This is a genomic window from Corynebacterium frankenforstense DSM 45800 (genome assembly GCF_001941485.1).
Classification (GTDB): Bacteria; Actinomycetota; Actinomycetes; order Mycobacteriales; family Mycobacteriaceae; genus Corynebacterium; species Corynebacterium frankenforstense.
Window position 1 is genome coordinate 2,339,866 of the sequence record NZ_CP009247.1, and the last position, 26,725, is coordinate 2,366,590.

The following is a 26,725-nucleotide window of genomic DNA, read 5'->3' on the forward strand; positions in this document are numbered from 1 at the left end:
TCTCGCGCGCGACGCGGGTAGTTACAGCACGGGTAGTTACAGTGGGCCCATGAGCAACGACACCCAGACCCAGGCCGTGCGCGAGTCCGTCGCCGGCGACCGCGAGACCGTCTTCCGCGAACTCTCCGAGCTCGTCTCCTTCAACTCCGTGCACGGTGACCCGGAACTGACCGACCAGACCGCCGCCGCGGCGGACTGGGTCGCGAAGGCCTTCACCGCCGCCGGGCTCGACGTCGACAAGCTCGAGACCACCGACGGCTCCCTCGCCGTCGTCGGCCGCCGCGCCGCCAACGGCGGCGCACCGACCGTCCTCCTCTACTGCCACTACGACGTCGTCGCCGCCGGCGCACGCGAGGCGTGGGAGACCGACCCGTTCACCCTGACCGAGCGCGACGGGCGCTGGTACGGCCGCGGCTCGGCCGACTGCAAGGGCAACGTCGCCATGCACCTGGCCGCCCTGCGCGCCGTCGAGGCCGCCGGCGGCACCGACCTCGGCCTCATCCTCGTGGCCGAGGGCTCCGAGGAGCAGGGCGGCGCCGGCCTCGACGACCTCGTCGCCGAGCGCCCGGAGCTGACCGACGCCGACGCGATCCTCATCGCCGACACCGGCAACGCCGCCGTGGGCACCCCGACGCTGACCACCTCGCTGCGCGGTGGCGCCCAGGTCACCGTCACCGTGCGCACCCTCGAGGCCGCCATGCACTCCGGCATGTTCGGCGGTGCGGCCCCGGACGCCGCCTTCGCCCTGGTGCGCATGCTCGACTCGCTCCGCGACGTCTCGGGCCGCACCGTGATCGAGGGCGTGGACACCTCGGCGACCTGGCCGGGCGAGCCCTACACCGAGGAGGCCTTCCGCGCCGACGCCGGCGTGCTCGACGGCGTCAGCATCATGGGCACCGGCGGCGACCAGCCCTCCGACCTGGTCTGGGCCCGCCCCGCGGTGACCCTGACCGGCTGGACCTCCACCCCGGTCGACGAGGCCGTCAACGCCGTGCCCGCCACGGCCAGCGCACGGCTGAACCTGCGCGTGGCGGCCTCCGACGACCCGGCCGAGGTCGCCGAGAAGCTCGCCGAGCACCTGCGCAACCACGCCCCGTGGGGCGCGCAGGTCGAGGTCTCCATCGACGACGTCAACGAGGGCTTCGACTGCGACACCTCGCGCCCCGCCGTGCACCTGCTCGGCGACTGCCTCGCCGAGGCCTACGGCGCCGCCGAGTGCTCCGCCATCGGCTCCGGCGGCTCGATCCCGCTGACCAAGGTGCTCCAGGACGCGCACCCGGACGCGGAGATCGCCCTGTTCGGCGTCGAGGAGCCGCGCACCGGCATCCACGCGCCCAACGAGTCGGTCGACCCGACCGAGATCGAGAACCTCGCCGTCGCCGAGGCCCTCTTCCTGCTGCGTTACGGAAAGTAGGCGGCCCGGGAGAAAAATCCGGCGAAACCCTTGCACGGTGAGCGCTGCGCGATATACGCTCACCGATGTGACTCACCTCATCGATCTTCTTCAGCGAGTAGCCGAGGCTACGTACCCCAGCGCGGGATAGGGACTGACCCCCGCGCATGGGGGTTCAGCCGTCGCACCACATCGCCGAAGAGTCGGTCCATCAACTGCACCCACGCACTTTCACGAGGACCGAACGATGAACGCCTTCTCCGTCACCACCGCCGACACCGCCAGCACCCAGACCCCCACCCGTCGCACCACCACCGCGCCGCGGACCACGGACACACCCGGCCATCGCGACGACGGGGACGACCCCTTCTTCCGCCGCTACGGCACCCGCCGCCTGCCCCGCGGGCTGCGCGAGGAGGCCGCCGGGATGGACTGGCAGCTGTTCCTGACCATCTACTCCCCCGAGGCGCGCCTGGCGGTCAACCACGTCACCAGCACCCGCAGGGACAACTGCACCTTCCGCTTCGGCATCTCCGCGACCCGGCGCTCCAAGACCCACGCCCCGCGCGAGGAGTTCCACGAGATCGACGCCTCCGGCCCCGCGGCGGCCTGCTCGGAGCTGCTGGCGGACGCCGGCCGCGCCGTCGAGATCCTGGACTTCCACCAGTACCCGCTCTTCGAGGCCACGGTCACCTTCGTCCGCGGTTCCTGGAAGAACCGCACCGCCTGGGCGATGGGCTTCGGCCCCGACCCGCAGACCTCCGTCGTCCACGCGCTGACGTGCGCCGCCGAGCGCATCCACGGCTGAGCGCCTCCGCGGACTCCGGGACGGTCCTCCCGCACACTCCGGGACGGTCCCGCCGCGCGGCCCAGGGCGACCCCGGACCGGGCCCGGGCGGGTGTGACCTCCCCGGCGCGGAACGACGGGCCAGGAAACATATAGGTACACTCTGGCGTGTTGGCCGTGTCCCATAGATCCCCGTCCCCTCAGCCCGCCGCGGCCGAATTCCGCGCGCGGGTTCAGCAGCGCCCCCGCCGGCCCGCGGCTCGGGTGTCTTACCGGTCCGGTTTCCTGGCCCTGCCCGACCGAAGTGAAAAGGGGAGTTTCACCGCGTGCTGATCCTGCTCTGTGCCCTCGCCGTCACCTCGGCGGCCGCGCCACCGCTGATCCGGGCCATGGGCCGGGCCGGCTTCGGGCTCCTCGCGCTCGTGCCGGCCGCGGGATTCGTCTGGACGGCACGGCACTTCGTCGACGGCAACTTCGCCGACGGCGGCACCCTGACCGCCACCTACCGCTGGCTCGACCCGCTGCACCTCAACCTCGAGTTCCGCATGGACGGGCTCAGCGCCCTGTTCAGCCTGATCATCCTGGGCGTCGGCGCGCTGGTGCTGCTCTACTGCTGGGGCTACTTCGACTCCGCCCCGCGCCGCCTGGCCAAGTTCGGCGGCGAGATGGTGCTCTTCGCCACCGCCATGTACGGCCTGGTCATCTCCGACGCGATGCTTCTGATGTACGTGTTCTGGGAGATCACCTCCGTGCTCTCCTTCCTGCTCGTCGGCTACTACGGCGAGCGCGCCTCGTCGCGCCGCGCGGCCGGCCAGGCGCTGATGGTGACCACCCTCGGCGGACTCGCCATGCTCGTCGGCATCATCCTCTTCGGCTCGACGACCGGGGTCTGGAACCTCTCGGAGATCCCCGGCATCGAGGACCTGGCCGGGCAGCCCTACATCGTCGTCTCCGTCATCCTCATCCTCGCCGGTGCGCTGTCGAAGTCCGCGATCTTCCCCTTCCACTTCTGGCTGCCCGGCGCGATGGCCGCCCCGACGCCGGTCTCGGCCTACCTGCACTCCGCGGCGATGGTCAAGGCCGGCATCTACCTGGTCGCCCGCCTGGCCCCGGACTTCAACGTCGTCGGCGCCTGGTACCTGGTCATCATCCCGATGGGCCTGATGACCATGCTGGTGGCCGGCTGGATGGCGCTGCGCCAGAAGGACCTCAAGCTGATCCTGGCCTACGGCACCGTCTCCCAGCTCGGCTTCATCATGTCCGTGGTCGCGATCGGCTCGCGGGAGGCCCAGCTCGCCGGCCTCGCGCTGACCTTCGGCCACTCGCTGTTCAAGGCGACGCTGTTCATGATCGTCGGCGCCATCGACCACACCTCGGGCACCCGTGACGTCGAGGAGATCTCCGGGCTGGGCCGCAAGCGGCCGTTCATGTTCGCCCTCGCCGTCATCGCCGCCGCCTCCATGGCCGGCATCCCGCCGCTCTTCGGCTTCGTGGCCAAGGAGACCGCGCTGGACAAGGTCATGGACGAGCCGCTCCTGGTCGGCATGCCCAGCTCGCTGATGATCGTCGGCCTGGTGCTCGGCAGCATCCTGACCATGGCCTACAGCCTGTTCTTCCTCTACGGAGCCTTCGCCACCAAGCCCGGGGACCACCCCTCCGGCGGCGGCACCTCCGAGGCGATCGCCACCATGCACCCCTACGGGCCCAAGCTGTGGCTCTCGCCCGTGGTGCTCACCGTCTTCACCGTCGGCCTCGGCCTGTGGCCCGCCCCGCTCGACGGCGCGGTCGCCCAGTACCTCGGCTCCCGCTTCCCGGGCACCGAGGCCTCGCACCTGGCGCTGTGGCACGGCCTGACCCCGGCGCTCGGCCTTTCCGCGATCATCATCGCCGGCGGTGCCGTGATGTTCTGGCAGCGCAGCGTGGTCCACCGCCTGCAGCTCGCCGAGCCCGCGCTCGGCGACGCCAACGCCGCCTACGACGCCGTCATCAGCTTCCTGCGCACCATCTCGCTGCGCCTGACCGCCTCCACCCAGCGCGGCTCCCTGATGATCAACCTCGGCGTCATCTTCGCCGTGCTCGCCGCCATGCCGCTGACCGCCCTGATCTTCGGCGACCGCGACGACGTGCGCATGGAGGTCTGGGCCAGCCCCTGGCAGGCCATGGCCGCGACCATCATCATCTTCGCCGCCCTCGGCGCCACCCGCACCCACAACCGGCTGTCCGGCGTGATCATGGTCGGCGTGACCGGCTACGGCCTGGCGATGATCTTCGCCCTGCACGGCGCCCCGGACCTGGCCCTGACCCAGGTGCTCGTCGAGACCATCCAGATGGTCATCTTCATGCTGGTCCTGCGCAAGATGCCCACCACCACCGAGTGGAAGGGCACCCCGAAGGGCAACCGGGCCCGCGCCTGGCTGTCCGCGGCGACCGGCCTGTCGGTGACCATCGTGGCGCTCTTCGCCATGAACGCCCGCTCCGAGCGGCCCATCTCCGAGCTCATGCCAGCCCTGGCCAAGGAGATCGGCCACGGCGCCAACACCGTCAACGTGCTGCTCGTCGACCTGCGCGCCTGGGACACCATGGGCGAGGTCTCCGTGATCGTCATCGCCGCCGTCGGCGTGGCCTCCCTGATCTACGGCACCCGCTCCTTCTCCCGGTCCTCGCACCGCCCGACGCTGCGCGCCGTGGGCCGCCGTTGGCTCTCCGCCGACATCGAGACCGAGAAGGCGCAGAACCGTTCCCTGATGGTCGACGTGGTCACCCGCCTCGCCTTCCCGGCGATGATGCTGGTCTCCCTCTACTTCTTCTTCGCCGGCCACAACGCCCCCGGCGGCGGCTTCGCCGGCGGCCTGGTCGCCGCGCTCGCGCTGTGCCTGCGCTACCTCGCCGGCGGTCGCCCCGAGCTCGAGGCGACCCTGCCGGTCGACCCCTCGCGCATCCTCGGCACCGGCCTGATCGCGGCCGTCGCCGGTGCGGTGTGGCCGATGTTCATCGGCCGGCCGCCGCTGTCCTCCGAGGTCTGGGACCTGACCGTCCCGCTCGTCGGCGACATGCACGTGCCCTCGGCCCTGCTCTTCGACGCCGGCGTCTACATCATCGTCGTCGGCCTGGCCATGCACATCCTGACCTCGCTGGGCGGGCGCATCGACCTCGACGAGGAGCGCCGCCGCCAGCGCGCCCGCGACCGCGCCCGCTCCGTGGCCCGCGCCACCGAGCGCCGCCGCGCCAGCGCCCGCGCCCGGGCGAACGCCAACGCGGAGAAGATGCCGCGCAAGATCGCCGCCTCGCCGCCGATACCGGTGCCGGTGCCCGCCGGCGCCTCCGGTGCGGCGGAGACGGCCGCGGCCGAGAGACCCAAGCCCGACTGGACCGCCCACGCCCGCACCGCCGCCGACGAGGCCGCCGAACGCGCGGCCGCGGACGCGGCCGGCGGCTCGGACGCCACCGGCAAGGGCGAGTCAGTCGCCCACGGCGCCCCACGCGGCGTCGGCAAGCACGACACCGACAACGACACCGACGGAAAGGAGCGCTGAGATGGTCGCCAACCTCTTCCTGCTGCTCGCCGCCGGCACCATGGTCGCCGCCGGGGTCTACCTGGTGCTCGACCGCGCCATGACGAAGATGATGCTGGGGCTGCTGCTCATCGGCAACGGCGCCAACCTGCTCATCCTGCAGGCCGGCGGCGGCGCCGGCGCCCCGCCGATCGAGGGCCGCGACAGCGAGGCCCACGACGGACTGATCGCCGACCCGCTGGCGCAGGCGATGATCCTGACCGCCATCGTCATCTCCATGGCGATGACCGCGTTCATCCTCACCCTGGCCTACCGCCAGTACCGCTACCGCACGGCGGACGTCATCGAGGACGACGTCGAGGACGCCGCCATCGCCGCGCGGCCCACCACCGCCGCCGCGGCCCCCGACCACGACGCCTCCGACGACCCGGAGACCGGCAGCCCCACCTCCGAGGGCGACACCTTCGGTCCCCGCTCCTTCGAGGCACCGGTGAAGGGGGAGGACGATGAGTGAGTACTTCTCCGGGCTCGTCGGCACCGTCGGGCCCGTGATCGCCTACCTGATCCCCCTGCCGATCCTGATCCCCGCGCTGGCCGCCGCGCTCGCGCTGGTCTTCTCCCGGCACCCGATGATCCAGCGCACCATCGCCTTCATCGCGCTGCTGGCCACGATCACGCTCTCGGCGATCATGGTCATCGTCGTCGACTCGCTCGGCGTGCAGACCCTGCAGATCGGCGGCTGGCAGGCCCCGGTGGGCATCACGCTGGTGGCCGACCGGCTCTCGACGGTGATGCTCACCGTCTCCGGCCTCGTGCTGTTCGCGGTGATGTGGTACGGCATCTCGCAGGGCATCCGCGACGGCGACGAGCACGACCCGGTCGCCGTCTTCGTGCCGACCTACCTGCTGCTGTCGATGGGCGTGAACATCTCGTTCCTCGCCGGCGACCTGTTCAACCTCTACGTCGGCTTCGAGGTATTCCTCGTCGCCTCCTACGTGCTGCTGACACTGTCGGGCTCCGCGTCACGTGTGCGCGCCGGCGTCAGCTACGTGATGGTCTCGATGGCCTCCTCCATGGTCTTCCTCTTCGGGCTGGCCATGGTCTACGCCGCCGTGGGCACGGTCAACATGGCCCAGGTCGGCATCCGCATGGAGGACGTGCCGAACGGCACCCGCGCCGCCATCTTCGGCGTGCTGCTGGTCGCCTTCGGCATCAAGGCCGCCATCTTCCCGCTGGACGCCTGGCTGCCGGACTCCTACCCCACCGCGCCCTCGCTGGTCACCGCCGTCTTCGCGGGCCTGCTGACCAAGGTCGGCGTCTACTCGATCATCCGCGTGCAGACGGTCATCTTCTCCGACGGCTCGCTGCAGACGATGCTCATGGTCGTGGCCCTGGCGACGATGCTCGTGGGCATCCTCGGCGCCATGGCGCAGAACGACATGAAACGACTCCTGTCGTTCACCCTGGTCAGCCACATCGGCTACATGATCTTCGGCGTGGCGCTCGGCACCGCCCACGGGCTCAACGGCGCGATCTTCTACGCCGTGCACCACATCCTGGTGCAGACCACGCTCTTCCTGGTCGTCGGCCTGATCGAACGCCAGGCCGGCACCTCCTCGCTGCGCCGGCTGGGCTCGCTGCTCTACGTCACCCCGGTCATCGCGGTGCTCTACTTCATCCCGGCGATCAACCTGGGCGGCATCCCGCCGTTCTCCGGGTTCATCGGCAAGGTGCTGCTCATGCAGGCCGGCGCCGAGGTCGGCGGGTTCTGGGCCTGGCTGCTCATCGGCGGCGCGGTGGTCACCTCGCTGCTGACCCTCTACGTGATGGTGCTGGTCTGGTCCAAGGGCTTCTGGCGCTCCCGCAAGGACGCCCCGGAGGGCAACCTGGCCATGGCCCGGCCCTCCCCGCTGGCCGACATCACCGACGAGGTCGAGATCGCCGACCGCGAGGACGTCGGCCGCGTGCCCTTCGGCATGGTCGCCTCCACGGCGCTGCTGGTGGCCGCCTCGTGCGCCATCACTCTCTTCGCCGGCCCGCTGGTCTCCGTGACCGAGCGCGCCGCGGAGTCCTCGGCCAACGTCGCGGTCTACCGTGAGGCTGTGCTGGGCACCTCGGCCGACGACCCGGGCCGCGATCTGGACCCGACCACCCGTGAGGACACCGGTGCGGACCACCGACGTGACGACGAGCCCGGCACCGACGGCGCGCGCAAGGCCGGTTCCGACGGCCTGGACTCCGGCGAGCGCGGGCAGTCTCCGGTGCAGCGGCCCGACGCCGGCCGCGCCGACGTCAACGCCGGCACCAACGGCGACAGCGCCGACGCCTACACGGACGCCGGCGGCGACGAGGACGCGGACAAGGAGGAGACCCGATGATCTACCACGGGCTGCGTAACCGCTTCCGCCCCCTGGCCATCATCCTGCTGGCCCTGGTGTGGATCCTCCTGATGGGCGAGTTCACCTGGGCCAACGTCATCGGCGGGCTGGCCGTGGCCGCTTTCGTGGTGGTTCTGCTGCCGCTGCCGAAGCTGCCGATCAGCAACATCTCGATGAACTGGCCGGCCGCCTTCGGCTTCGTCGTGCGCTGGTTCGGCCAGCTGGCCCAGGCCTCCGTCCAGGTCGCCTGGCTGGCCATCCGCCCGCAGGCCCCGCCGCGCACCGCCGTGGTGCGCGTGCCCATGCGCGTGGCCAACGAGCTGGTGCTCACCCTGGCCACCGCGGCGTACAACCTGCAGCCGGGCGGCTCGGTCTCCGACATCGACATCGCCAACCGCATGTGGACGGTCCACCTGCTCAACGCGGACGACGAGGAGCACCTCAACGCCGAGATCGAGAACATCCGCCGCCTCGAGCGCGACATGATCAGAATCTTCGAGAGGAGCTGACCGTGGACCCCACCATCTACAACGGCGTGCTCACCGTCGCCGCCGCCGCGTTCTGCGTGGCGTTCGTGCTGACGACGTACCAGATCCTCGCCGGCCCGAACTCCCTGGACCGCGTGCTCGGCCTCGACGGGCTGGTCGCCATGATCCAGTGCGCGCTGGCGGTCTACATCTGCTGGACGCTGGACACCACCGTCTCCAACGCGATGCTCGTCGTCGCGCTGCTCGGCTTCATCTCCTCGGTGTCCGTCGCCCGCTTCCGCAAGAGGGACGGTTCCTGATGCACCTGCAGTTCTTCACCGACCTCGTCTCGCTCGTCTTCATCTGCTGCGGCGCCTTCCTGGTGCTCTCCGCGGCGATCGGCCTGCACCGCTTCGGCGACACCATGTCGCGCGTGCACGCGATCACCAAGCCGCAGACGACGGGCCTGATCCTGACGGTCATCGGCGCGATCATCCGCGTGCTCGGCTCCGAGCACTTCTCCGTCGCCGAGCGCGGCGACCTGGGCGTGCTCGTGCTCCTGCTGCTGTTCACCTTCATGACCAACCCGGTCACCGCACAGCGCCTGGGCCGCGTGGCCCGCCGCGAGGGGCTCTACGGCACCCCGGAGCACATGTCGCGTAACGACGCCCCCGCGGAGCGTTCCCTGCGCACCAAGGGCGGCAAGGCGTCCAAGTCCGGCAAGGCCGCGAAGACGGCCAAGACCGGCAAGATCGCCCGGCCGGACCGCGGCGGGCAGGCGTAGGGGCGGGCCGCACGGGCGCGTCCGGCGGCCCGCCGCCCGAGCATTGGCGGACGCTGAGGGGAGCCCGGATGTTCTCCACGAGTTCTCCCGGGCGCCTCGCCGAGGCGGCGGGCCGGGGGTAACTTCCGGCGTGGCCCGGATGCCCCGGACACGGGGACAGCCCCAGACCCTCCCCCACCACGGCACGGCGGTGACCGCCACCGGGACGGCGGGCCCCCGGCGACGCGAACCACCTGTTGCGGAGACCCGATGATCTCGCCGTTCTTCAACGTCGCGCGGTTCGCGCTGCTGTACGCGATCTCCATGTCGATCGCCGGAATCGACCTCGCACTGACCGTCCGCACCGGTTTCCACCTGACCGGCTCCTCGCTGGGCGGCACCGCCTCGTACGTCATGATCGGCGCCGGCACGATCCTCGGGGCACGGTTCGGCGGGAGACTCTTCCAGGGCCTCGGCGTGCGGAACACCTTCGCTATCTCGGGCGCCTGCTGCATGGCCTCAGGCATCCTCACCGCCTGCGGTTCCGGCCTGCAGGTGCCGCCGCTCTTCTACGTGGGGCTCCTGTTCGTCGGGGTCTTCATCGGGCTCTCCAACTACCACCGCCTTCTGGTGGTCGACTTCTCACCGCGCCCCTCCGCCTGGGACACCGGGCTCGTGCTCTTCGCCGGTGTGATCGGGGCGATCGCGGGGCCCCTGCTGGCCGACAGCCTGGCCGGCGGCCCGGAGGAGAGCTTCCGCGCCTACATCGCCGTCTCCGCCCTCGGGCTGGCGGCGGTCGCGGGTTCCGTCATCCTCCCGGGGTCCACCCCGCCGCGTCTCAGCTCTCGCGAGGCCGGTGCCGATGCGGACGCCGGTGCAGAGGCCGGTGCAGACACCGGAGCGGAGGACCCGGCCGTCCCCCGCGGAGAGGCGCCGGACGACTCCGGCCGGCTGCGGGCCGGGGCGCTGATCGGCTTCTTCAGCTACCTGGTCATGACCGTGATCATGACGGTCGTCCCACTGCAGGCCCAGGTCGACGGCATGGACGGCGGCGGCATCGCCGTTCTCTCCCAGGTCCACCTGACCTCGATGTACCTGCCGATCCTCCTGGCCTCGCTCCTCCTCTCCCGCCTCCGGCCGATCGTCGTCTCCGCCGTCTCCTTCGCCGTCGCCTCGGGCCTTCTCCTGCTGATCCACGTCGGTCACGACGGTGGCGAAACGGGTTTCGCGGCCCTGCTCCAGCTGATGATCGTCTCCGGCCTGCTCTGGGCGTTCGCCTACACAGCAGGTTCGACGATGGTCGCCGGGAGCGCCTTCGGGCGGGCGCATCCCGCCGCCCGCGGCCGCGCCGAGATCCTCCCGCCGCTCGGTCTCATCACCGGGTCAGTGTCCGGGGGATTCCTGCTCGAGTCCGCGGACTTTCACGGTGTCGTCCTGATGACCCTCGTCGCCTGCCTGGTGGCGGCCGTGGGCTGCGCGGTGGTCTGGCTCAGGCCGCGGTCGACGCAGGCCGCCTAAGGGCGGCGTCGCAGCGCTACTCGCCGTGGGTGGGCGGGGTGAGCTCGTCCATCTCCGCGATCGTCGCGTCGACGGCCGGCAGCCAGGAGCCGTGCTTCTCGAAGAGCCGGCGCTGGCGGGCGTAGCCGGCGCCGCGCTCGAGGATCTCCGGGATGAGCGCCAGTTCCTCGGCGCAGCCGATCTCCTCGGCCAGCGGGGCCAGGGTGTCGGCCAGCTCGGAGAGCTCCTCGGAGACCCACCGCTCGTCGGTGGCCTGCGAGGTGATCACCAGCGCCTCGAGCCCGTAGCGGGCGGCGCGCCACTTGTTCTCGTCGACGTGCCAGGGCTGCAGGATTGGCAGGTCCTCGCCGCGGTCGATCATCCGGTCGTAGTGGACGACCAGGCAGTGGGTCAGCGCCACCACGGCGGCCAGCTCGCGCAGGTTGCTGGTCGCATCCGAGACGCGCACCTCGATGGTGCCCCACTTCGGCGCCGGCCGGATGTCGAAGTGCATCGAGCCGGTGTGGTTGATCACCCCGGAGATGTCCTGGTCGTGCATGTAGCCCTCCCACTCGGCCCAGGTGCTGAACTGGTACGGCAGGCCGGCGGTGGGCAGCTGCTGGTAGAGCATCGTGCGGTTGGAGGCGTAGCCGGTGTCGATGCCGTCCCATCCCGGCGAGGAGGCCGTCAGGGCCAGCAGGTGCGGGAACTTGGTCATCATCGCGTTGATGATCGGCCACACGCGGTCCTCGTGGCTGATGCCGACGTGGACGTGGATGCCCCAGATGAGCATCTGGCTGCCCCAGTAGCGGGTGCGCTCGATGATCTCGTTGTAGGAGCCCTTCTCGCTGACCGGGTTCTCGCGGAAGTCGGAGAAGGGGTGCGAGCCGGAGCCCCACAGCTTCAGGCCGAGCTTGCCGGCGGCCTCGCGCACGGCGTCCAGGTCGTGGCCGAGCTCGGCGACGATCTGCGGCACGGAGTCGCACACGCCGGTGACCAGCTCGACGGTGTTCTGGAGGAACTCGCGCTCGAGGTGGATCTCCGGGTGGTTGGCCTGCACGTCCGCGATGACCTCCGCGGCGCGCGGGGCCAGGTCCCGGGTCTCCGGGTCGATCAGGGCGACCTCCCACTCCACACCGATGGTGTGGCGGGGGCTGCGCTTGAACGGGATCGGGGTGATCTCGGAGCGGGTACCGGGGTGCTCCCAGCCGCGGGTCTGTGCCGGAGTGGTCATCGCTTCTGGGCCCGGCCTTTCGGGGTTGCGGGTGTGGTCCTCGGGCGTTTTCACGCCGTCACCTGGAGATTACCGGCCGTTTTGCCGGGGACGGAATCCGGTGGCCCCAACCCGGGCCGCGGTGAATGAAAAGGCCCACGAATGGACGGGCGTCGGGCACACCGACGCCGGGCGGACCAGCGCCGGGCACGCCGGCGCCGGGGCGCTACAGCGCGACGTCGTTGGCGAGGACCAGCGTCAGGTCGTTGGCGCCGGCGGTGTCGTCGGGCAGCGCCTGGTCGTACTCGCGGGCCACGCCGCCGACGCGGTCGGCCAGCTCGCGGGCGCGCTTCTCGGCGTCGGCGTTGCCGGGCTGGAAGAAGACGGTGTTCTCGGGGACCTGGAGGACCTCGCCGGGCAGGTTACCCACGGAGCCGACCTCGGTGCCCTGGCCCTTGAGCTCGTCGGAGAGGCGGGCGGCCAGGTCCGGCACGGTGGAGTTGTTCAGCACGTTGACCTTGGCCGGGGCGGCGTCGCCGTGGCCGGCCGCGCCGTTCGCGCCGGCCTGGCCCTCGGCGGTCCGGCCGTCGGCCTCGCCGTCCTTGTGCTGCTTGTCCCCGGCGTCCTGCCCGGCGCGCTCGCCGGCGGCGTCCTCGCCGCCCCGGCCGTTCTGCCCGTTCGCGCCGTTCTGTCCGGCCTGACCCTTCTGGCCGGCCTGACCCTGACCGGCACCCGGCTCGGCCGAGCCGCTCATGGCCGCGGAGTCGGAGGCCTCGTCGTCCCCGCCGGAGGTCAGGGCGTAGACACCCCAGAGCCCCAGCAGCACGGCGACGGCGATGAGCACCATCGCCAGGCCGCGCAGCGGCAGCCCCGAGCGGGCCGCGGCGCCGGAACCGGCCGCGCCCGCACCGGTCGCGCCCACACCGGCACCCGCGGCGCGGGCCTCCCCGCGCTCGGGCGCCTCGTGCGCGCCGGCGGCCGCCTCGGGCTGCCCCTCGTGAGCGTCGTCGTAAACGTCGTCGTAGTCGTGGTTGCCGTCGCGGCGTCCGCCGTTGCCATTCACATCAGTCACACGCGTAACACTAATACATTTACGCACCATCTGTCCGCAGCCATGCCGGGCCGACCGCACAGAAAATCCGCAGCGACCCCGGCGCGCACCCCGCGCCCCGGAACCACATCCCCCGCACCCCCGGCACGCTCCCCCGCAACCCCGGCGCGCACCCCACCGCACGCGCACCCCGCAGCCGGCCGCTCACAACCCCCGGTCGCGCAGCCGCTCGAGGCGCGCGATCAGCAACGGGTGCGCCGCGCGCGCGTCGGCGTCGTCAATCAACCTGTTCAACCGCTGGTAGTACCGCACCGGCGAGATCCCCAGGCGCTCCCGGATCGCCTCGTCGCGCGCGCCGGGCGAGCGCGGGGCGTGTTCGGCGAACTCGAGGAGGTCCGCATCGGTGGCCGGGGTGGACATGCCTAAACTGTATGCCATGACTGTCCGGCCCATCGTCATCTACGGCGACCCCGTCCTGCACAACCCCACGCGCCCCGCCGAGGAGCCGTTCTCGCAGTACCGCGAGCTCATCGACGACATGTTCGAGACCATGGAGAAGGCCCACGGCGTCGGCCTCGCCGCCAACCAGGTGGGCCTCGACCTGCGCATCTTCGTCTACAAGTGCCCCGACGACGAGGGCCACTGGCACGAGGGCTACTTCCTCAACCCCACCCTGGAGACCTCCGAGATCCCGCAGACCATGCCGGCCGTCGACGGCTCCGACGACGAGGGCTGCCTGTCCGTGCCCGGCGAGGGCTTCCCCACCGGCCGCGCCCACTGGGCCAAGGTCACCGGCTACGACCTCGACGGCAACGAGGTCTCCGCCGAGGGCGAGGGCTTTTTGGCCCGCTGCTTCCAGCACGAGGTCGGCCACCTCGACGGCTACGTCTACCTGGACGTGCTCATCGGCCGCAACAAGCGCGCGGCGAAGAAGGCCGTCAAGGCCCACGGCTGGGACCACCCGGGCAACACCTGGACCCCGGGCGAGGTCCGCGACCCCTTCGGCCACGACGACGAGCCCGAGGACTGACCCCTCTCCCATGAGTCCGCGTCCGCGCTCCGGGATCCGCCGCGTCTTCCGCACCGAAGCCCCCGGCCTCGGCGACCGGGTCACCGTGCGCCGGCGCGTGCCGGGCACCCGCCAGGTCACCGACGTCATCGGCCACATCGTCGCCCTCGAGCCGCTGACGGTGCGCCCGCAGGAGGTCGGGGGCCTGCCGTCGAACGCCGAGGCCGTGGTCATCGACCGCGCCCAGCTGGTCACCGTGCGCCTGCTGCCCGAGCGCACCGTGCGCAACGGCGACATCCGCGCCGTCGAGGTCGCCACCGCGCGCGCCTTCCCGGGCATCGAGCACTCGCTCAGCTCCGACGGGCAGTGGCTGCTGCGCGCCGGCGACGGCGTGACCGAGCGCTCCAACTCCGCCGCGCCGCTCGGCCCGCAGGCCGGCTTCGGCGCGGTGCCGCTGGACGAGATCCTCGCCTTCTACGCCCGCCACTCGATGCCCGCGATCATCCAGGTCCCCGAGCGCATCGCGCGCCCGGCCGAGCGCCTCGCCGCCGGGCCCGAGTGGGAGTGGGGCCCGGAGATCCTGGTGATGACGCGCCCGCTTGACGACGCCGCGCCTGCCGCGACGTTGCCGGAGGGGTTCACGTTCGAGGTCGACGCCGCCCCCGACGAGGAGTGGTACTCGCTCTACCACTTCCGCGGGCAGGCCCTGCCCCGGCACGCGCTGGAGCTTTTGCGCGGCGACATCGACGGCACCATGAGCTTCGGGCGCATCCGCGCCGCGGACGGGCGCACCGCCGCGATCACCCGCGGCACCGTCACCGCCGACGACGCCGGGCGCTCCTGGCTGGGGCTCTCGGCCGTCGAGGTCTCCCCGGACTTCCAGCGCCACGGGCTGGGCAGGGCGATCACCGCCGGGATGCTCGCCTGGGGTGCGGGCGCCGGCGCCGGCCAGGCGTTCCTGCAGGTGGTGCACACCAACACCGCGGGCATCCGCCTCTACCGCTCCGCGGGCTTCGCCGAGCACCACCGCCACCGCTACGCGCACCGGCGGGCGACCTCGGGATAGGGTGGTGGCCATGCGCATCGCCACCTGGAACGTCAACTCGGCGCGCACCCGCGCCGACCGTATGGCGGAGTTCCTGACCCGTCACGACGTCGACGTCCTCGCGGTCCAGGAGACCAAGTGCACCGACGAGAACTTCCCGGCCGAGCGCTTCGAGGACCTCGGCTACGAGGTCGCCCACGTCGGTTACAACCAGTGGAACGGCGTGGCCGTCCTCTCCCGGGTCGGGCTCGAGGACGTCGCCGACCACTTCGACGGCCAGCCCGGCTTCACCAAGACCGGCGGGATCGACGAGGAGCGCGTCGAGGCCCGCGCCGTGGCGGCCACCTGCGGCGGCGTGCGCGTCTGGAGCCTGTACGTGCCCAACGGGCGCGCCATCGCCGACCCGCACTACCAGTACAAGGTGCGCTGGCTGTGGCGGCTGCGCGACGTCGTCAAGCAGGAGCTCGACGCCCACCCGGAGGCGCGCCTGGCGCTGATGGGTGACTTCAACATCGCCCCGCAGGACCACGACGTGTGGGACCGCGCCTTCTTCGAGGGCCGCACCCACGTCACCGAGCCGGAGCGCGCCGCCTTCGAGGGGCTGTGCGAGGCCGGCCTCGAGGAGGTCACCCGCGCACGCACCGGCGACACCCCGTACACCTACTGGGACTACACGGCCGGGCGCTTCCCGCGCAACGAGGGCATGCGCATCGACTTCCAGCTGGCCAGCGCCCCGCTCGCCGAGCGGGTCACCGGCGCCTTCATCGACGTCGACGAGCGCTCCGGCAAGGGCGCCTCCGACCACGCCCCGGTGGTGGTCGACTACGACGTCGCCGACTTCGACGCGGTGCGCTGACACCCGGGCCTCGGACACTCGCGCATGGGCCTCTCCTTCAGCGTCGACCTGGACACCTGGCAGCTCGTCGGGTTGATCATCGACTACACCATCAAGATCATCGCCATCGGCTACGTGCCCGAGGGCCGCCGGCCGAGCTCCTCGACCGCGTGGCTGCTGGCCATCCTGCTGCTGCCGTTCGTCGGCCTGCCGCTCTTCCTGCTCTTCGGCTCGCCCTACATCAACCGCCGCCGCCACCGCATCCAGCAGGAGGCCAACGCGATGATCGAGGACATCCAGGCCGACACCCCGGACCACCCGGCCGGCATGGACCTCTCCGACGACCTCGACGCGATGATCCGGCTCAACCGGAAGCTGACCAACCTGCCGGCCGTCGTCGGCGAGGACCGCGCGCTGCACACCGACTACGAGGAGTCCATCGCCGCGATGGCCGCCGCCATCGACGGCGCCCGCGACTACGTCCACGTACAGATCTACATCATGGCCTGGGACAGGACCACGGACGTCTTCTTCGAGTCACTGGGACGCGCCGTCGACCGCGGGGTGCGCGTGCGCCTGCTCTTCGACCAGCTCGGGTCTCTCAAGTACCCCGGCTACCTGAAGCTGGGCCGGCGCCTGGACGAGCTCGGCGTGGACTGGCACCTGACCCTGCCGCTGCAGCCCTGGCGGCTGCGCTTCCGCCGGCCGGACCTGCGCAACCACCGCAAGATCGTCATCGTCGACGGCGAGGTGGCCTTCCTCGGCTCGCAGAACATGATCGACCGCAGCTACCTGGTGCGCGGCAACGTCAAGGCCGGGCGGCGCTGGGTGGACGTGATGCTCGAGCTGTCCGGGCCGATCGTGGACTCGATGGAGATGGTCTTCGCCACCGACTGGTACAGCGAGTCCGGCGAGGAGATCCCCCTGCACGGCCGCGAGCAGCCGGCCGGCGCCCCGCCGCGCGACTCGAGCGCGAACGTGGTCCAGCTGGTGCCCTCGGGCCCCGGCTACACCACCGAGCCGGCGCTGCGCATGTTCAACTCCGTGGTCTACCACGCCAAGGAGAAGCTGATCATCTGCTCGCCGTACTTCGTGCCGGACGAGTCGCTGCTCGAGGCCGTGATCACCGCCTGCCACCGCGGGGTGGACGTGGAGCTGATGGTCTCGGAGAAGGCGGACCAGTTCATGGTCCACCACGCCCAGTCCAGCTACTACCAGGCGCTGCTGGAGGCCGGCGTGCGCATCCACCAGTTCCCCGCCCCCTACATCCTGCACACCAAGTTCGTGCTCGCGGACCCGGGCGAGGGCGGCGACGAGACCGTCGCCGTGGTCGGCTCTGCGAACCTGGACATGCGCAGCCTGGGACTGAACTACGAGGTCTCGCTGCTCGTCGCGCGCGGTGACCTGCTGCTCAAGCTCGACGACCTCGCCGAGGCCTACCGGCGCGCCTCCTCCGAGCTCACGCTGGCCGAGTGGCGCCACCGCGGGGTCATGCGTCGCTACGTCGACAACGTCATGCGGCTGACCTCGGCGCTCCAGTAGCGCGGGGCGCCTGGTCCCGGCCCTCGCGCCGCCCCGGCAGCGGCCCGCGCCCGCGCCCGCGCCCGGGTCACACCCCTGTTGCACCCGGACAAAATATTTCTTGGACCGTGCACGTCGGTGATAGATTAAGGACAGCTGAACAGTAGAGGAACACCGGTCCGGACGAGCGTGAGGAGGAGGCCGCAAGTGGTGCCGAGCCCCGCCGAGAAACGGCGTCCCGTCCCACCGGTGGTCGACCTCCCCGAGTCCCGCGTCATCCGCCACGGCCTCGACCGCGGCGGGGTGCCCGCTCCCCCGCGCCGCGGCTCCGCGACCGCCGCCGGTGCACGCGCCCGCGCGGCGCGCAGCTCCGCCGGCCCGCTCGGCGTCGAGCACTTCATGAACCCCAAGCAGATCCCCGAGGCCGAGGACATGGTCATGCTCTCGGGCTGGGGGCGCCTGGCGCGCTGGTCGGCCGTCCTCGGCTGCCTGGCGCTGGCGTTCCTGGGGCTCTACCTGCTCATCGACGGCGTCTACGCGCTCGGCTCCGGCCCGCTGGAGGGCCTGCTGCAGCGCGCGATGCACCCGCTGGCGGGTCTCCTGCTGGGCATCCTGATCACCGCCGTCGCCCAGTCCTCCACGGCGACGACCGCGCTGACGATCGCGGCGGTGGCCACCGGCTCGGTCGGCGTCCCGGTGGCCGTGCCCGTGATCATCGGCGCCAACATCGGCACCACGGTCACCCCGCTTCTGGCGTCGTTCTCCTACGCCGACGACCGCGGCGCCTTCCGCCGCGCATTCAGCACCGCCTCGCTGCACGCCTGGTTCAACGCCACGGCCGCGCTGCTCTTCTTCATCCTCGAGGCCGCCTTCCACCCGCTCGAGCGGATCTCCGAGGTCACCGCCGAGGCGGTCGGCGACGGCCGCACCGAGGCCTTCGACGACGCCCGCGTGACCTTCGTCGGCTTCTTCCAGCCGGCCGTCGACGCGCTGGGCACGCGCGGCCTGGCCGGGCAGTTGCCCGGCGAGATTACCGACGGCGTCGTGTGCGTCACCCTGGGTGCGATCCTCGCCCTGGTCGCGTTGCGCGTGATGGCCCGCCAGCTGCGGGTGCTCTTCGCGGCGACGACGCGCTCGCTCTTCGAGCGGCTCTTCGGGATGAACCCGCTGGGCGGCTTCAGAGTCGGCCTCTTCGGCACCGCCACGGTGCAGGCCTCGGCGGTGACGGTCTCCGCGCTGCTGCCCTTCGCGGCCACGCGCACGCTGCGGCTCACGGAGGCGCTGTGGGTGATCCTGGGCGCGAACCTGGGCACCACGGTCAGTGGCCTGGTCGCCGCGCTGACGGTGCCGGGCGCCTACGGGGTCTTCGGCCTGCAGGCGGCCCTGGTCCACGTCTTCTTCAACGTCGCGGCGGTGCTGCTGGTGACGCTGGTGCCCGGGGTGCGCCGCCTGCTGTACTGGCTGTGCGGGACGAGCGCCCGGCGCGCCCGCCGCAGCCGGCTGACCGCGCTCGGCGTGGTGCTCTCGGCGTTCTACCTGCTCCCCCTCCTCGCCTTCGGCGCGTTCCTCCTCTTCACCTAGGTCGCGACGCTGCCGCCTCGCGACGCCCCCCCGGCTGCGTCGCGTCAGCCCCGTCAGGCGCTCCCGGTGTGACGCGTCAGCGTCACACGTCCCGCTTGTACAGCACCCCGACGCCGATGAGGAACAGGCCGGCGGCCCACAGGACGAAGTAGGCCAGCGACGCGCCCTGCGTCCAGTCCAGGCCCGTGGCGCCGCCGGCGGGGCCGCCGCCGGCGATGAAGTTGTTGAGGTGCCGGAACGGCAGCCAGTCGCCGATGCGCTCGCCGATCTTGGGCAGGAAGGCGACGATGTCCTCGAGGGCGAGGATCCAGGCGAGCAGCAGCGCCACGGCGCCGGCGGTGTGGCGCAGCAGCAGGCCGACCCCCTGGGAGAAGCAGACGACCAGGAAGGTCGCCAGGGGCAGCACCCACAGGATGCGCAGCACGTCGGGGTCGCCCATCGAGTAGATCAGGGCGTCGTCGCCGACGCGGACCTTGGCCACGACCAGGCACAGCAGGGCGGTCAGGAAGGTCAGGGCGGCGGCGTAGATCCCGTAGACGAGCAGCTTGGCCACCGGCACGGTCCAGCGCCGGGGGCTGGCCAGGTAGGCGGTCGCCTGGATGCGGTAGCGGTACTCGGTGGTCACCACCATCACGGCCTGGACGATGAGCACGGGCAGTCCGATCGAGGGGATGCCGTAGACGACGGTGTAGGGCTGGATCTGGAAGACGAACAGTCCCAGCGGCTGCTGCGGGGTGACGGTCAGCAGCAGGGAGATGCCGAAGCTGAGCAGCACGAACAGCGCGCTGGTCCACCACACCGAGCGCGTGGTGAACAGCTTGACGGTCTCGGCCCGGACGGTGTTGAGCAGGTTCATCGGTCCGCCTTTCCGTTCTGTGCTGACTCGTTCTGTGCCGGCCCATTCTTTTCCGGCCCATTCTGTGCCGGCCCGTTCTGTGCCGGCCCGCTCTGTTCCGGCCCGTTGTGTTCCGGCCCGGTCTGCGCCGGCGGCCCCGGTGTCCCGGCGTGGTACTCCACGGCGTGTCCGGTGGTCTCCATGAAGGCGTCCTCCAGCGAGGCGCGCCGCTCGGCGAGCTCGGCGAGGGGCACGCCGGCCTCGAAGGCCAGTGCGCCGATCTCGTCGGGGGTGTGGTCGGCGACCTCGAGGCGCTCGCGCCCCTCGGGGTCCTCGCCGCGCGTGATCTCCACGCCGCGGGTCTCGAGCGCGGCGGCGAGTTCGGCCAGGCGCGGCGAGCGCACCAGGGTGGTCGTCGCCGAGTGGCCGGAGATGAACTCGTGGGTGGTGGTGTCCGCGATCAGGCGACCGCGGCCGATGACGATGAGCCGCTCGGCGGTCTGCGCCATCTCGGAGAGCAGGTGCGAGCTGACCAGCACGGTGCGCCCCTCGGCGGCCAGGGCCTGCATCAGCCCGCGCACCCAACGGATGCCCTCGGGGTCCAGGCCGTTGACCGGCTCGTCGAGGAGCAGCACCTCGGGGTCACCCAGGAGCGCCGCGGCCAGGCCGAGGCGCTGGTGCATGCCCAGCGAGAACCCGCCGGTGCGCCGCCCGGCGACGTCCGAGAGCCCGACGAGGCCCAGGACCTCGTCGACGCGGGAGCGCTGGATGCCGCCGGCGGCGGCGATCCAGCGCAGGTGGTTGGCGGCGGAGCGGTTCGGGTGGGTCGCACGCGCCTCGAGCAGGGCGCCGACGGTGTGCAGCGGGCGCGCGAGGCGGGCGTAGGGCACGCCGTTGATCGTGGCCGTGCCCGCGGTGGGGTGGTCCAGGCCGACGATCATGCGCATCGTCGTCGACTTGCCCGCCCCGTTCGGCCCGAGGAACCCGGTGACGGCGCCCGGCTCGACCTGGAAGGTCAAGTCGTCGACCGCGCAGGTGGACCCGAAGCGCTTGGTCAGGTTGGCTACTTCAATCACGGGGACAACACTGCCACACCTCGCTTACGGTTTCCCGTGCTCAAGCGCACCGTCCGGGTAAATACCCCGACACACTCCCCGCGAAGCCCCGCAAACCCCCGCGGTACTCCCCGCGAAGCCCGGGTCGCTCCTCCCGCGCCCCGCGTCACTCCCCCGCGAAGTAGGCGGGCAGCACCCCGGGCAGCGCCGCGCGGATGCCCGGCAGCGCGGCGGCGAAGGCGGGCATCAGGGGCAGCTCCTCCACCTCGTCGAGGCGCACCCAGCGCAGCTCGAGGGACTCGTTGTTGGCCTCGGTGGCCAGCGGCTCCCCGGAGGCGGTGGCGGCCACGACGGTGGTGTAGGTCCAGCCGCCGGCCAGCTCCGGGCGCCCCGGGTCCGCGGCGAAGGGCCCGGCGGTCACCCGCTCGCCGGCGACCTCGACGTCCGCCGGGGCGATGCCGGTCTCCTCGTGGGCCTCGCGCAGGGCGGCCTCGACGGCGGTCTCGTGCGAGTCGCGGGCGCCGCCGGGCAGCGCCCAGGTGCCGCCGATGTTGGTCCACAGGGCGCGGTGCTGCATCAGCAGCCGGGGCGCGTGCGGGTCCGCGAGCAGGAAGAGTCCGGCCGCCCCGAAGCGGCCCCACTGCCTGCCGCCCGCGGGTCCCGCGGCCCAGCCGTTGCCGTCGCCATCCATGGCCCCCAGGGTAGCCGCCTCCTTCCGGGGCAGAAAGGTGTGCCCGCCGGCGCGCAGACGATACAGTGAAGGAATGAGCCGCGAGACCAAGACCGGCCGGTCGGGCCGGCAGTCGCGCCGCTCCCGGGAGATCCGGGTCGACCGCTCCGAGCTGCCCGTGGGAACCCAGGACCACTGGCTCGACGAGGTCTCCGAGGACACCGACGAGCGGCCCTCCGGGCTGCGCTCGTGGCTGCACACCGGCTTCTCGGTGCCGAAGTACTACCTGCGCCAGATCGGCTCCTACGTCCTGACCACCCCGGGCCGGATGATCACGCTGACCATCGTGCTGGCCCTGGCGATCTTCGCGGCCGGCTACTCGATGTCGCAGTCCTCCGCCGAGCGCCAGAACAACCTCGACGAGCTGCTCACGGTCACCGAGCCGACCAGCTACGCCGCGCACAACCTCTACACGCAGCTCTCGCTCGCGGACACGGTGACCACGAACTCGCTGGTGCGCTCGGGCCCGCAGCCGGCCCACGAGCTGCGCTCCTACTACTCGGCCGTCGACGGCGCCTCGCTGGCCGCCTCCGAGGTCGCCGCCGGCATCCGCGACGAGGACGGCCACGCCGCCGAGCTGATCGCGACCATCCAGCGCGAGCTGCCCGTCTACACCGGCCTGGTCGAGACCGCGCGCGCGAACAACCGCCAGGGCAACCCCGTGGCCTTCTCCTACGCGGCGACCGCCTCGGCGCTGCTGCGCGACGAGATCCTGCCCACCGCCGCCGAGCTGTTCCACCACACCAGCGACGAGGTCGCCCGCGCCCAGGCCGAGCTGACCCGCCCGCAGTTCGTGCCCCTGTCCGGTCTGCTCGCCGCGGTCGCCTTCCTCACCGCCGCCCAGTGGTGGCTGTGGCGGAAGACCCGCCGCCGCTTCAACAAGGGCTTCCTGGCCGCCACCGCGATGATGGTCGTGGCCATTCTGTGGGTCAGCGCCTCCAACCTGGCCAGCTGGCAGGCGGGCTCGCGCGGCTTCGACCAGGCGGCGACCCCCTGGGACTCGCTGACGGCCTCGCGCATCGAGGCCCAGCAGGCCCGCACCGCCGAGACCCTGGCCCTGGTGCGCCGCCAGCCGCTCGACGAGGACGGCACCGACCCCTTCAACGAGGCCACCGAGCGCATCACCCGCGCCCTCGACGACGTCGAGGACGGCGAGTCCGCCGTCGGCGCCTCCCCGGACTCGGCGGCCATGGTCCACGAGGCGCGCACGGCCCTGCAGGAGTGGCGCGCCGCACACGGGGAGCTCACCCGCGCGCTGACCGCCGGGGACTTCACCGCCAGCGAGCGCCTGACCACGGACACCACCCGCGGCTCCGACAGCACCCCGACCACGGCCACGGCCTTCAACGACCTCGACCGGGCGCTGGCCGAGCTGATCGCGGAGTCGCGCACGACGATGCGCTCCTACATCGCGGACGGCCTGGCCGCGACGACCCTGGTCGCCGCCTCGGTGCTGCTGCTCTCCCTGGGCGCCGTCATCGCCGTGGTCGTCGGCATCCGCCCCCGTTTCCAGGAGTACCTGTGACGCGCAGAGAGATTTCCGACGCCGCGCGGCGCACCGTCGCCGCCTGCCTCACCGCCGCCGTGGCCTTCGGCGCCGCGGGCTGCGCCCACGACTCCGGGCGCCCGCCCGCCCTGGTCGAGCGCCACGCCCCGGCGCGCGACGACGGCCCGCCGCTGCCCGCCGGCGCGAGCGTGGAGCACTTCGGCGAGCACACCGCGAACCCGCAGAGCACCGACAACCTCATCGGCTCGCTGCGCCCCGACGGGCGCACCGCCCGCGAGCGCATCCCGGGAATCGTCGAGCGCGGCCGGCTGATCGTGGGCGTGGACCAGTCGCTGTTCCTGCTCAGCTTCCGCGACCCGCAGTCGGGCCAGCTGCGCGGCTTCGAGGTGGAGCTGGCCCGCGAGTTCGCCCGCGACATCTTCGGCGACCCGGACCGCGTGGAGTTCCGCTTCCTCGAGTCCGACCAGCGCCGCGACGCGATCGCGAACGGCCAGGTGGACATGGTGCTGCGCTCGACCTCGATCACCGAGGAGCGCCAGGAGACGATGGCCTTCTCCGTGCCCTACCTGCGCGCGCAGATGCGCCTGCTGGTGCAGAAGGAGTCCGGCATCGCCGGCCCGGCGGACCTGGGCGGGCGCACCGTGTGCGTCGCCGACGGCTCCACCGGCCTCGAGCACGCCCGCGCCGACGCCGAGGGGGCGACCCTGCTCAAGACCCGCAACTGGTCCGACTGCCTGGTCGCCCTGCAGCAGAACCAGGCCGACGCGATCCTGGCCGACGACACGATGCTCTCCGGCATCGCCGCGCAGGACGACTTCACCGAGATCGTCGGCGAGCCGCTGACCCGCGAGTACTACGGTGCGGCCATGGCCCAGCCCGAGGACGCGGCCGACGAGTCCGACGAGGCCGCGGGCCTGATCCGCCAGGTCAACGAGACGCTGCGCCGGGTGACCACCGACGGGACCTGGCAGCGCCTCTACGACCGCTGGTTCGGCCCCTACCTGCCCGCCCAGTCGCCCCCGCCCGCCATCTACCGCGAGGAGGAAGCCCAGTGACCGAGCCGCGCAACCGCCCCGAACCGCAGGACGAGGGCCCCGCGACCGAGGCCGTGGCCTTCGACCCCTTCGCCGACGACGAGGAGGGCCCGGCCACTGAGGCCGTGCCCTATGACCCGTTCGCCGACGAGGACGACGAGCCGGCCCCCGGCACCGAGGCCGTCGCCTTCGATCCCTTCGCCGACGACGACGAGGACGACGACGAGTACCAGGTCGACCCGGCGAACCTGGCCGGGCTCTTCGCCGACCTGGGCAAGATGCGCGACAACCGCGGCGCCCCGGCGCCGCGGCAACGCACCGACGCCGAGCGTCGCCGCGACGCGTCGGAACGCGCGCGTCGGAAAGCACTGGACACCTTCCGCTCGCGCCGCGGCCGGCGCCGCCAGGACTGGGTCGTCGCCGACGGCATGGTCACCCTGCCGTTCATCGACCTCGTCCCGCCCGAGGCCGCGCTCAAGGACCCCGAGGCCGCCGGGTCCAAGGTCGACCCGCCGCAGCTGAAGCGCGGGGACGTCGTCGCCGGGCAGTACGAGATCCTCGGCGTGATCGGCCACGGCGGCATGGGCTGGATCTACCTGGCCGGCGACCGCAACGTCTCCGAGCGCCTGGTGGTGCTCAAGGGCATGCAGTCGGCGGCCGGCGACCAGGACGCGGGCGTGGCCGCGGCGGAGCGGGAGTTCCTCGCGGACATCACGCACCCGGGCGTGGTCAAGATCTTCAACTTCATCGACGACCCGCGCGTGCCCGGCGGCTTCATCGTCATGGAGTACGTCGGCGGGCCCAGCCTGAAGGACCGGATGCGCGACTACCCCGGCGGGCTGATGCCCGTCGACGTCGCCATCGCCTACATCCTGCAGGTGCTGCCCGCCCTGGAGTACCTGCACGTGCGCGGGGTGGTCTACAACGACCTCAAGCCCGAGAACATCATCGCCACCGAGGACCAGGTCACGCTCATCGACCTGGGGGCGGTGACCGGCATCGGCTCCTACGGCTACATCTACGGCACGCGCGGCTTCCAGGCCCCGGAGGTCGCCGCCGAGGGCCCGTCGGTGGCCAGCGACATCTACACCATCGGCCGCACCCTGGCCGCGCTCACGCTGGACCTGCCCGTCGAGGACGGCGCCTTCGCCCCGGGCATCCCCTCGCCCTCGGAGGAGCCGATGCTGCGCGGCTACCTCAGCTACTACCGGCTGCTCGAGCGGGCCACGCACCCGGACCCGAAGAAGCGCTTCTCCGACATCCGCGCGCTGCGCAGCCAGCTCTACGGGGTGCTGCGCGAGATCATCGCCCTGCGCGACGGGGTGCAGCACCCCAACCAGCACTCGCTGTTCTCCCCGCAGCGCCGCACCTTCGGCACCAAGCACGTCGTCTTCCGCACCGACCAGCTCCTCGACGGCACCGAGCGCTCGGCGGCGATCACCGCCCCCGAGGTCGTGGGCGCCCTGGCCGTCCCGCTGGTCGACCGGCACGACGTCGGCGCCCCGCTGCTCTCCGGGTTCTCCTACACCGAGCCCGAGGAGGCGCTGGAGACCCTGCGCCAGGCGATGCACGCCGACGAGTACACCCGGTCCGCGGAGATCCCGCTCGGCGTGGTGCGCGCGATGCTCGACCTCGGCTTCACCGGCCAGGCCCGTGAGTGGCTGGCCAGCCTCGAGGAGACCCTGGGCAACGACTGGCGCTTCCACTGGTACTCCGGGGTGACCTCGCTGCTGCTCGACGACCTGGTGACCGCGCAGAAGCACTTCTTCGAGGTGCTGAGCATCCTGCCCGGCGAGTCCGCGCCGAAGCTCGCGCTCGCGGCCGTCGACGAGCTGATCCTGCAGAACCTCGGCTACTCGGGCGTGGCGCTGCTCGACCCGCACGACGCCCGCGCGATCGCCGGCGTGCACGCCACGCTCGAGGAGCTCAACGGCGACTTCGTCGACCGGCTGCCGCACGACTGGTCGCACGTGAGCACCGACCCGCAGGTGCTGCGCTTCCACACCATCCGCCTCTACGGGCTGGTGTGGGCGGCCAACCCGACCACCGTGTCCAGCGCCTTCGGCCTGGCCCGCCAGCTGATGGCCGAGAACCAGCTGGAGACCGCCGTGCGCGCCCTCGACCGGCTGCCGCAGGCCTCCCGGCACCACCGCATGGCGCAGCTGACCACGATCCTGCATCTGATCGGCGGGCAGCTGACCGAGTCGCGCGTGCGCCGCGCCGCGCGCCGGCTCTCGGAGATCCCCACCAACGAGCCGCGCTTCCTGCAGATCCAGGCCGCCGTGCTCTCGGCCGGGCTGAACTTCCTGCGCGACGCCGACGTCGAGGCCGCCGCCAGCCCCAACGACCTCTTCGAGTTCCCCTTCACCCAGCGGGGGCTGCGCGCCGGACTGGCCGACACGCTGCGGCGGCTGGCGCGCAACGCGCCGTTCGCCCGGCACCGCTACGCGCTGGTCGACATGGCCAACCAGGTCCGCCCCGAGACGTGGTTCTAGTGGCGCGGCTGACGCCG

Annotated in this window: 22 protein-coding genes and 1 pseudogene; 17 read left to right on the forward strand and 6 right to left on the reverse strand. The window is 72.0% G+C overall.

From position 1 onward, the window contains the following. The first annotated feature begins 49 nt into the window (after nt 1-49). From CFRA_RS10220 to CFRA_RS10260, 9 genes and pseudogenes are all read left to right on the forward strand, one after another. The gene (locus CFRA_RS10220) at nt 50-1,414 is read left to right on the forward strand and encodes a dipeptidase (protein ID WP_075664565.1); all 1,365 of its coding nucleotides are present in this window, start codon (nt 50-52) and stop codon (nt 1,412-1,414) included. A gap of 226 nt (nt 1,415-1,640) precedes the next feature. After that, on the forward strand, nt 1,641-2,201 hold the full coding sequence (locus tag CFRA_RS10225) for a hypothetical protein (protein WP_075664566.1): 561 nt from the start codon (nt 1,641-1,643) through the stop codon (nt 2,199-2,201). Nucleotides 2,202-2,506: 305 nt separating this feature from the next. Further along, a complete protein-coding gene (locus CFRA_RS10230) occupies nt 2,507-5,713 on the forward strand; it encodes a Na+/H+ antiporter subunit A (protein ID WP_083666962.1) in 3,207 nt (1,068 codons plus the stop codon). Nucleotide 5,714: 1 nt separating this feature from the next. Beyond that, nucleotides 5,715-6,206 carry a Na(+)/H(+) antiporter subunit C gene (locus tag CFRA_RS10235; protein ID WP_075664567.1) on the forward strand — a complete coding sequence of 164 codons (492 nt, stop codon included), beginning with the start codon at nt 5,715-5,717 and terminating at the stop codon, nt 6,204-6,206. Further along, on the forward strand, nt 6,199-8,070 hold the full coding sequence (locus CFRA_RS10240) for a Na+/H+ antiporter subunit D (protein WP_083666963.1): 1,872 nt from the start codon (nt 6,199-6,201) through the stop codon (nt 8,068-8,070). Before CFRA_RS10235 ends, CFRA_RS10240 begins: the two co-directional genes overlap by 8 nt. After that, on the forward strand, nt 8,070-8,579 hold the full coding sequence (locus tag CFRA_RS10245) for a Na+/H+ antiporter subunit E (RefSeq protein ID WP_156888103.1): 510 nt from the start codon (nt 8,070-8,072) through the stop codon (nt 8,577-8,579). Before CFRA_RS10240 ends, CFRA_RS10245 begins: the two co-directional genes overlap by 1 nt. Nucleotides 8,580-8,581: 2 nt before the next feature. Next, a complete protein-coding gene (locus CFRA_RS10250) occupies nt 8,582-8,857 on the forward strand; it encodes a monovalent cation/H+ antiporter complex subunit F (protein WP_075664569.1) in 276 nt (91 codons plus the stop codon). Beyond that, a pseudogene (gene mnhG, locus CFRA_RS10255) lies at nt 8,857-9,234 on the forward strand (monovalent cation/H(+) antiporter subunit G); the annotation flags it as partial. The gene CFRA_RS10250 and the pseudogene mnhG, both read left to right, overlap by 1 nt. Before the next feature lie 336 nt (nt 9,235-9,570). Then, complete coding sequence (locus CFRA_RS10260) at nt 9,571-10,818, forward strand: hypothetical protein (protein WP_075664570.1); 1,248 nt, start codon at nt 9,571-9,573, stop codon at nt 10,816-10,818. A gap of 16 nt (nt 10,819-10,834) precedes the next feature. On the opposite strand, the gene CFRA_RS10265 is transcribed toward CFRA_RS10260, so the two are convergent. The 3 genes from CFRA_RS10265 to CFRA_RS10275 all read right to left on the reverse strand — a co-directional run bounded on the left by CFRA_RS10265 (nt 10,835) and on the right by CFRA_RS10275 (nt 13,499). Continuing rightward, a complete protein-coding gene (locus CFRA_RS10265; RefSeq protein WP_083666965.1) occupies nt 10,835-12,031 on the reverse strand; it encodes a glutamate--cysteine ligase in 1,197 nt (398 codons plus the stop codon). 205 nt (nt 12,032-12,236) lie between these two features. Continuing rightward, a complete protein-coding gene (locus CFRA_RS10270) occupies nt 12,237-13,082 on the reverse strand; it encodes a LytR C-terminal domain-containing protein (protein ID WP_156888008.1) in 846 nt (281 codons plus the stop codon). A gap of 183 nt (nt 13,083-13,265) precedes the next feature. After that, entirely contained in the window at nt 13,266-13,499 is a 234-nt protein-coding gene (locus CFRA_RS10275; protein WP_075664571.1) for a DUF3263 domain-containing protein, read from the reverse strand. On the opposite strand from CFRA_RS10275, the gene CFRA_RS10280 reads away from it, so the two are divergent. The 5 genes from CFRA_RS10280 (at nt 13,498) to CFRA_RS10300 (ending at nt 19,052) form a co-directional block, all read left to right on the forward strand. Next, entirely contained in the window at nt 13,498-14,091 is a 594-nt protein-coding gene (locus CFRA_RS10280) for a peptide deformylase (protein ID WP_075664572.1), read from the forward strand. The two genes, CFRA_RS10275 and CFRA_RS10280, sit on opposite strands and share 2 nt — an antisense overlap. 10 nt (nt 14,092-14,101) lie before the next feature. After that, complete coding sequence (locus CFRA_RS10285) at nt 14,102-15,136, forward strand: N-acetylglutamate synthase, CG3035 family (RefSeq protein WP_075664573.1); 1,035 nt, start codon at nt 14,102-14,104, stop codon at nt 15,134-15,136. 10 nt (nt 15,137-15,146) lie between these two features. Beyond that, nucleotides 15,147-15,971 carry an exodeoxyribonuclease III gene (locus CFRA_RS10290; RefSeq protein WP_075665014.1) on the forward strand — a complete coding sequence of 275 codons (825 nt, stop codon included), beginning with the start codon at nt 15,147-15,149 and terminating at the stop codon, nt 15,969-15,971. Between the two features lie 24 nt (nt 15,972-15,995). Next, the gene (gene cls, locus CFRA_RS10295; protein ID WP_075664574.1) at nt 15,996-17,492 is read left to right on the forward strand and encodes a cardiolipin synthase; all 1,497 of its coding nucleotides are present in this window, start codon (nt 15,996-15,998) and stop codon (nt 17,490-17,492) included. A gap of 228 nt (nt 17,493-17,720) precedes the next feature. Further along, nucleotides 17,721-19,052: a Na/Pi symporter gene (locus CFRA_RS10300; RefSeq protein ID WP_075664575.1), complete on the forward strand. Its 1,332-nt coding sequence runs from the start codon at nt 17,721-17,723 to the stop codon at nt 19,050-19,052. 82 nt (nt 19,053-19,134) lie between these two features. Here the strand turns inward: CFRA_RS10300 and CFRA_RS10305 are convergent, their stop codons facing one another. The 3 genes from CFRA_RS10305 to CFRA_RS10315 form a co-directional block, all read right to left on the reverse strand. Further along, entirely contained in the window at nt 19,135-19,908 is a 774-nt protein-coding gene (locus CFRA_RS10305) for a hypothetical protein (RefSeq protein WP_075664576.1), read from the reverse strand. Further along, nucleotides 19,905-20,963, reverse strand: coding sequence for an ABC transporter ATP-binding protein (locus tag CFRA_RS10310; RefSeq protein WP_075664577.1), 1,059 nt, complete (start codon nt 20,961-20,963; stop codon nt 19,905-19,907). The genes CFRA_RS10305 and CFRA_RS10310 overlap by 4 nt, the downstream gene beginning before the upstream one ends. A 145-nt stretch (nt 20,964-21,108) precedes the next feature. After that, nucleotides 21,109-21,633: an NUDIX domain-containing protein gene (locus CFRA_RS10315; RefSeq protein WP_075664578.1), complete on the reverse strand. Its 525-nt coding sequence runs from the start codon at nt 21,631-21,633 to the stop codon at nt 21,109-21,111. A gap of 73 nt (nt 21,634-21,706) precedes the next feature. On the opposite strand from CFRA_RS10315, the gene CFRA_RS10320 reads away from it, so the two are divergent. From CFRA_RS10320 to CFRA_RS10330, 3 genes are read left to right on the forward strand one after another with little or no spacing between them, the layout of a single operon-like run. Then, nucleotides 21,707-23,197: a hypothetical protein gene (locus CFRA_RS10320; RefSeq protein ID WP_083666966.1), complete on the forward strand. Its 1,491-nt coding sequence runs from the start codon at nt 21,707-21,709 to the stop codon at nt 23,195-23,197. Further along, on the forward strand, nt 23,194-24,234 hold the full coding sequence (locus CFRA_RS10325) for a glutamate ABC transporter substrate-binding protein (protein ID WP_075664579.1): 1,041 nt from the start codon (nt 23,194-23,196) through the stop codon (nt 24,232-24,234). Before CFRA_RS10320 ends, CFRA_RS10325 begins: the two co-directional genes overlap by 4 nt. Further along, a complete protein-coding gene (locus CFRA_RS10330; RefSeq protein WP_075664580.1) occupies nt 24,231-26,708 on the forward strand; it encodes a serine/threonine protein kinase in 2,478 nt (825 codons plus the stop codon). The genes CFRA_RS10325 and CFRA_RS10330 overlap by 4 nt, the downstream gene beginning before the upstream one ends. Nucleotides 26,709-26,725: the final 17 nt, after the last annotated feature.